The organism is Polaribacter marinus, assembly GCF_022662535.1.
GTDB lineage: Bacteria > Bacteroidota > Bacteroidia > Flavobacteriales > Flavobacteriaceae > Polaribacter > Polaribacter marinus.
The window spans coordinates 1-3277 of sequence record NZ_JAKQYM010000039.1 but is presented as its reverse complement, the minus strand read 5'-3'; the positions used below and the strand labels follow the sequence as shown (position 1 = coordinate 3277).

The 3277-nt window shown below is 29.7% G+C and carries 4 protein-coding genes; all 4 read left to right on the top strand.

Annotated features, from left to right (window positions below; genetic code table 11):
- The first annotated feature begins 142 nt into the window (after positions 1 to 142).
- The 4 genes from MC378_RS15235 to MC378_RS15220 all read left to right on the top strand — a co-directional run bounded on the left by MC378_RS15235 (position 143) and on the right by MC378_RS15220 (position 3066).
- Complete coding sequence (locus MC378_RS15235; RefSeq protein ID WP_242179682.1) at positions 143 to 694, top strand: TetR/AcrR family transcriptional regulator; 552 nt, start codon at positions 143 to 145, stop codon at positions 692 to 694.
- Positions 695 to 746: 52 nt separating this feature from the next.
- Positions 747 to 1607: an SDR family oxidoreductase gene (locus MC378_RS15230; protein ID WP_242179681.1), complete on the top strand. Its 861-nt coding sequence runs from the start codon at positions 747 to 749 to the stop codon at positions 1605 to 1607.
- A 1-nt stretch (position 1608) separates the two neighbouring features.
- On the top strand, positions 1609 to 1962 hold the full coding sequence (locus MC378_RS15225; RefSeq protein ID WP_072995988.1) for a DoxX family protein: 354 nt from the start codon (positions 1609 to 1611) through the stop codon (positions 1960 to 1962).
- Positions 1963 to 2151: 189 nt separating this feature from the next.
- The gene (locus tag MC378_RS15220) at positions 2152 to 3066 is read left to right on the top strand and encodes an alpha/beta hydrolase family protein (RefSeq protein WP_242179680.1); all 915 of its coding nucleotides are present in this window, start codon (positions 2152 to 2154) and stop codon (positions 3064 to 3066) included.
- The last annotated feature ends 211 nt before the right edge of the window (positions 3067 to 3277 follow it).

Here is a 3277-nt window from a genome sequence, read left to right as displayed (position 1 = left end):
CTAAACGGCTAAAAAAATCTTTTGAACGGTATAAATTAACCTAAAAAAAGGTCAACCTATATCAGTATAATACAAAACAGCATATTTCAAAAAATATATATAATAATTGGAATAATCATTCCAATTATTATATATTTACAAAGTGAATAAAAAACAAACCATATTATCATCTGCTCTTAAAATTCTTGTGAAAAAAGGTGTACATAACACACCTATGTCTGCTATTGGAAAAGCTGCAAAAACTGGAATGGGAACTATCTATAATTATTTCCCAAATAAAGATGCCTTAATTAATGAAATTTACACAGATATAAAAAAACAAGAAAAATTATTATTTGAAAATTTTGAAGCGGATAAGCCAATCAAAACTCAATTTGAAAACTATTTTACTATAGCAGTCGACTTTTTCATCGATAATCCTAATTATTTCCAATTTATGGAGCAACTGCAAGCTTCTCCTATTATAACGGAAAATAGTAAAGAAGAAGGTAGAAAATCTATTACTCCTATTTTTGAACTTTTAACACTAGGAAAACAACAACATATTATAAAAAACATTGACATCGAAGAAATTTTAATGTTTATAGGTGGAGCTATTTTATCTTATTTAAGATGGTATTTTAATCAAACAGAGAACAAACAAACCTCGCTTAAAAATCAAGTAATAATGGTTTGGGACGCAATCAAAGAATAAAAAAATTTATCAATAATTTGGAATGAACATTCATTCCATAAAGTTAACAATTATGAAAAAAAACGTATTAATTACAGGAACGTCAACAGGAGTAGGATTTGAAAGTGCTATTCTATTCGCTAAAAACAACTATAAGGTTTACGCTACAATGCGTAATCTTAAAAAAGCTGACAAGCTTAAACAAAGAATTTTGGAAGAAAATCTTAACATAGAAGTACTTCCTTTAGATGTAACTAAAGTAGCCTCTATAACATCTGTTGTAAAAACAATTATAGAAAAAGATGGAAAAATAGATGTATTAGTCAATAATGCAGGAGCTGGTTTTGCAAAAACAACAGAGCAGGCTTCAGAAGAAGAAATTAGATGGGTTACTGACGTAAATTATCACGGAGTTGTATTTTGCACACAAGCAGTATTACCATATATGAGAAAACAAAAATCTGGTCAAATTATTAGTATTACTTCTGTTGGTGGTTTGGTTGGACAACCTTTTAACGAATTATATTGTGGTGCTAAATTTGCTGTAGAAGGGTTTATGGAAGGACTTGCAACCTATGTTAGTGATGCTTTCAATATCAAAATTACTTGTGTTGAACCAGGAGGTATAGCTACAGAATTTATGACGTCTGCTATTGAAAAAACAGCTATTGAGGGACAATTTGCAACAGGCGAATACGCACCAATATTTGACAAATATATGGCAGGAAACCAAAAAAGAGCAAATGAAAGCAAAGAGCAAGTGTATCAAACAGGAATAGAAGTCGCAGAAGTTGCTTTAGGTATTGCTCAAAACGAAAATCCTCCTTTAAGAATCCGAACTTCACAATGGGCTGAAGATTTTTGTAAGTTAAAAACAAAAGCTGACCCAGATGGCCATAAAATAGTGAAACAATTACAAGATAGTTTTTTATAATATGAAAGTAATATATTGGTCTTCGACAGCAATAATATCCGCTTTTCTCTTCTTAAGCTCTTATAGCTATTTATTCAGTAAAAGTACAATTCAAGGAATTAAAAATTTAGGATTTCCTGACTTTTTCAGGGTAGAACTAGCTGTTTTAAAGTTGATAGCTGCAATAGTATTACTAATACCTTTTGCTTCATTACAACTAAAAGAATGGACTTATGCAGGTGTTGGATTGTTTTTAATAACGGCTTTAGTCGCACATATCAAACATAAAGATTCTATCTTTATTATGCTTCTACTTCTAATACTTTTGGCGATTCTAATAATATCCAACATATATATGAACAAGCTTTTAAAATAAATACTGTGGGTAACATTGTATATAAAAAATAGTGAGGATAGCACAAATCATCAAGGTTTGTGCTTTTTTATATCTTTGTGTTTAACTGAAAAGTTAGTGAATTTAAATTCGCTACTTTTCATATACGAAACCGTTGTAGGTAATGCAAAAAAAATCCGTTAATAATAAAGTAAATTGGGAAAACTAAAGATGAAATTTAAAAATAACCTTTTTTTATTATTTATAATTATAACTGTATTTGCTTGCAATAAACCAGTTGAAAATAAAAATTCTTCTTCCACTCAATCAAAAGATTTAATCAAAACAGAAAATGTAATATTTGAGAGTGAAGGAATAAAATTGGCAGGTACAATTTATAGTCCTGAAAACCCTCAATCAGCTTTAGTTCTTGTTCACGGTTCTGATTCAGTACCTCGAATGTCAAAAATGGCTGAATTATTAGCAAAAAATGACATTTTAGTGTTTACTTATGATAAACGTGGAGTTGGAGAATCTGGCGGAATTTATGCAGGACCCGAAGTAGGTACGAATAATATTAGTATTGAGAATCTAAATTTATTAGCAAAAGATGCGAGCTATGCTGTAGATTTAATACATAAAAAAAGTGAAGATTTGCCTATTGGTCTTTTTGGTGCGAGTCAAGCAGGTTGGATAATTCCAATTGTTGCAAATAAAAATGCGTTAGTAAAATTTATGGTTTTATTCAGTTCACCAACAATCACAACTCTTGAACAATTAAGGTTTCAGTTTTATACAAATGGGAGAACAGATTTTTGGGAAAATTATTCGGAAAAAGACGCACGTGAACATATCAAGAATGACCCTGACAAATATCAATTCAAAGCTACTAACCCGAAAGAATTTCTAAAAACTCTTTCTATCCCTGCTTTATGGCTTTTTGGAGAAAAAGATATTCAAATTCCTGTAAAAATGTGTATTGAACATATAAACACTCTAAAATTAGAAAACAAACCTTTTGAATATGTTTTATTTCCATCATTAGGACATAATACTAATAAAAAAGAACCTATAGAAATTTCGATTAATTGGATAAAACAAAAATCTTTTAACATTAAGAATAATGAAACAGAGAAGTTAGAATGATAAAGCACTACCTACAACAAAGCCGTGTATAATTTTAATTGCTAGGTCTAGCCTGCTTACGAATATTCCTGCGGAATATTCTATTCGTTATTTATTTACTAAATTCACTACTTAAACAACGCAACAAAGCTTATACAACAACGTTAGGCATAATTTGAAACCTGTACTTTCCTGAAATAGGTTGACTAAAAATTAAACACTTAATTATAGT

Excerpts from the sequence above, each read along its gene's own strand:
- MC378_RS15230 (WP_242179681.1), top strand. The coding sequence starts at position 747 with ATGAAAAAAAACGTATTAATTACAGGAACGTCAACAGGAGTAGGATTT.
- MC378_RS15225 (WP_072995988.1), top strand. The coding sequence starts at position 1,609 with ATGAAAGTAATATATTGGTCTTCGACAGCAATAATATCCGCTTTTCTC.
- MC378_RS15220 (WP_242179680.1), top strand. The coding sequence starts at position 2,152 with ATGAAATTTAAAAATAACCTTTTTTTATTATTTATAATTATAACTGTA.